Source organism: Halomonas sp. (genome assembly GCF_014859505.1).
Classification (GTDB): domain Bacteria; phylum Pseudomonadota; class Gammaproteobacteria; order Pseudomonadales; family Halomonadaceae; genus Halomonas.
The window spans coordinates 1-2,847 of the sequence record NZ_JACUUD010000220.1 but is presented as its reverse complement, the minus strand read 5'-3'; the positions used below and the strand labels follow the sequence as shown (position 1 = coordinate 2,847).

General features: G+C 60.6%; 3 protein-coding genes. 1 reads left to right on the top strand and 2 read right to left on the bottom strand.

Going from position 1 to position 2,847, the window contains the following annotated elements; translation table 11 throughout:
• On the top strand, positions 1-215 hold a 215-nt coding region (locus IBX53_RS15620; protein ID WP_290911152.1), incomplete at its 5' end, for a hypothetical protein.
• A gap of 197 nt (positions 216-412) precedes the next feature.
• On the opposite strand, the gene putP is transcribed toward IBX53_RS15620, so the two are convergent.
• Positions 413-1,903: a sodium/proline symporter PutP gene (putP, locus tag IBX53_RS15615; RefSeq protein WP_290911149.1), complete on the bottom strand. Its 1,491-nt coding sequence runs from the start codon at positions 1,901-1,903 to the stop codon at positions 413-415.
• A gap of 245 nt (positions 1,904-2,148) precedes the next feature.
• On the bottom strand, positions 2,149-2,847 hold a 699-nt coding region (locus tag IBX53_RS15610), incomplete at its 5' end, for an aldehyde dehydrogenase family protein (RefSeq protein WP_290911146.1).

Here is a 2,847-nt window from a genome sequence, read left to right as displayed (position 1 = left end):
TGTTGCTGCAGCCGGGGTTGATTCAGGGGCTGCCCTTCACGCTGCGCTTGCCGGCCGTCCTGTTGGGTATCTGGGCCCTGGGTGCCGCCTTCCTGCGCCCGTTGGCGCCTGCTCTTGCTCACCCTTTGTTTGGCCGGGCCCTGTCGCCACCCTGGAGCCAGCTCTCTCTGGCGCTGTTCACGCTGCTGGTCTTGGTCAGGGCCCTGCTTGCCTGAGGGCTTGCCAGGGTTGCCATCCCGTGATGCAGAAAGCCGCCCTTCGGGGCGGCTTTCTGCTACCTGACGCTATCGGCCAGGATGACGCCGAGTCATTTCAATGCGTCTTGTTGCTAAGGATGACCGTGTCTCGACGGACATGAAAAAGGGCTCCTGAAGGAGCCCCTTCCTTGCCTAGGGCGTTAAGTTACTGGTTGTTAGCGATCGATATGCTGATACTCACTCGAATCGGCGGTGGCGTTGCTCACCACGACGATGGCCAGCATGGAGGCGATGAAGCCGGGGATGATCTCGTAGACGCCGGGCCCCCCCATGAACTCTGCGTTCCAGCCCAGTGCAATCCAGATTATGACGGTGGCAGCACCCACTACCATGCCCGCGATGGCGCCGTTACCGTTGGTGCGCGGCCACATCAGCGACAGGATGATCAGCGGGCCGAAGGCGGCACCGAAGCCGGCCCAGGCGTTACTGACCAGCCCCAGAACCTGAGAGTTCTCATCAGAGGCAATGACGGCTGCCACCAGGCCCACCAGGACGACACAAATCCGGCCTATGGCGACGGTCTCCTTGTCCTTGGCCTCCTTGCGCAGGAACAGGCGATAGAAGTCCTCGGTCAGTGATGAAGACGACACCAGAAGCTGGCTGGAAATGGTGCTCATGATCGCAGCAAGCAGTGCCGCGTAGAGGAAACCGGTGATCAGCGGGTGGAACAGCAGCTCCGCCAGGATGATAAAGATCGTTTCCGGATCCTGAACATCCATGCCGTTACGGATCGCATAGGCTCGGCCGAATATACCCAAAGAGATCGCACCGATCAGGGAGACTAGCATCCACCCCATGCCGATATTACGGGCAATAGGAACATCCTTCAGCGTCCGGATGGCCATGAAGCGCACGATGATGTGCGGCTGCCCGAAATAGCCAAGCCCCCACGTCACCGCAGACAGCCATCCCACGAAAGTCAGTCCCGCCGTCCAGGACAGTAGCGTGGGATCGACTTCATTCAGAGTCTGTGATGCCTGGGAATAACCTCCGCCACCTTCGCCGAACAGCACGACTGCCGGCATGATCACCAGTGCCAGCATCATGATGCAGCCCTGCACGAAGTCCGTCATGCTCACGGCCAGGAAGCCGCCGACAACTGTGTAGATCAGTACCACGCCCAGGGTGATGATGATCCCCATAGCGTAGTCGCTCAGGCCACCGACGTTGATGATGCCGGAAAACGCGCTTTCGAACAGCTTGCCGCCTGCCACCAGGCCTGACGCCGTGTAGACCGCGAAGAAGATCACAATCACGATCGCCGACACCGTTCTCAGCGACATCGCACGAGTGGGGAATCGGTTGGCCAGAAACTCTGGAATGGTGATCGCATTACCATAATGAACCGTCTGTTCGCGCAGGCGGGGAGCGACCAGCGTCCAGTTGAAGAAAGCACCCACCAGCAGGCCGATACCGATCCAGGCCGAACCCAGACCAGAGACAAACATTGCCCCGGGCAAACCCAGCAGCAACCAGCCGCTCATGTCCGACGCACCGGCCGACAGGGCCGCCACTTGTGGGCTGAGGGCTCGTCCACCCAGCATGTAATCTTCGGATGTCGACGTGGATTTGCGCATGGCATAAACGCCGATGGCGATCATGAGCAAAAAATAGCCGACAAGACTTATCCAAACACCAATAGCCATAAAACTTCTCCAGTGTCATCAGGGCGGAGATGGCTCCGACCGGTTGTTGCGCCTACCATGCATGATCCGGTAGTGGCACTGTTTTATTGTTGTTGATTCGGTTTGTTATTCATGTTTTGGGCACAGCGAGCATCCACCGTGTATGCAGTCGGAGAGGTGGGTGGTGCGTTTGTAGGTGACGGATTCATTGCTTTCTACCATCAGGGTATTCCTTCAGTTTTATTGTCGTTACTGACGAGTGGAGCTCACTCGTCTCCCAGCGCAAGCAGTGACGCGTTGCCGCCCAGGGCGGCGGTATTGACGGTCACCGTCTTTTCCGTGGCGAAGCGCAGCAGGTAGTGCGGCCCGCCGGCCTTGGGTCCGGTCCCGGAGAGGCCCTGGCCGCCGAAGGGCTGAACGCCCACGACGGCGCCGATGATATTGCGGTTGACGTACACATTGCCAACGCGAATCTTCTGCGCTATTTCATCGGCGAAGGATTCATTGCGGCTATGCACGCCGAAGGTCAGTCCATAACCCCGTCCGTTGATCGACTCGATCACCCGATCGATCTCGCTGGCCCTGTAACGCACGATGTGCAGGATCGGGCCAAACTGCTCCTTCTCCAGCGCTTCGATGCCCTCGATCTCGAAGGCCACCGGGGCGATGAAGGTGCCGTCGCCGGTCAGGGCCGGGTCCAGGCGGGTCTCGGCGACCAGGCGCCCCTCGGCCTTGAGCTTCTCGATGTGCGCGGAGAGCCCGCGGCGGGCGTCCTCGTCGATCACCGGGCCGACGTCGGTGCCCAGGTCGCGAGGGTCGGCCACGCGCAGCTCGTTCATGGCGCCGTCGAGGATCTCGATGACCCGGTCGGCCACGTCCTCCTGGAGGTAGAGCACGCGCAGCGCCGAGCAGCGCTGGCCGGCACTCTGGAAGGCGGACTGGATGACATCGGCCACCACCTGCTC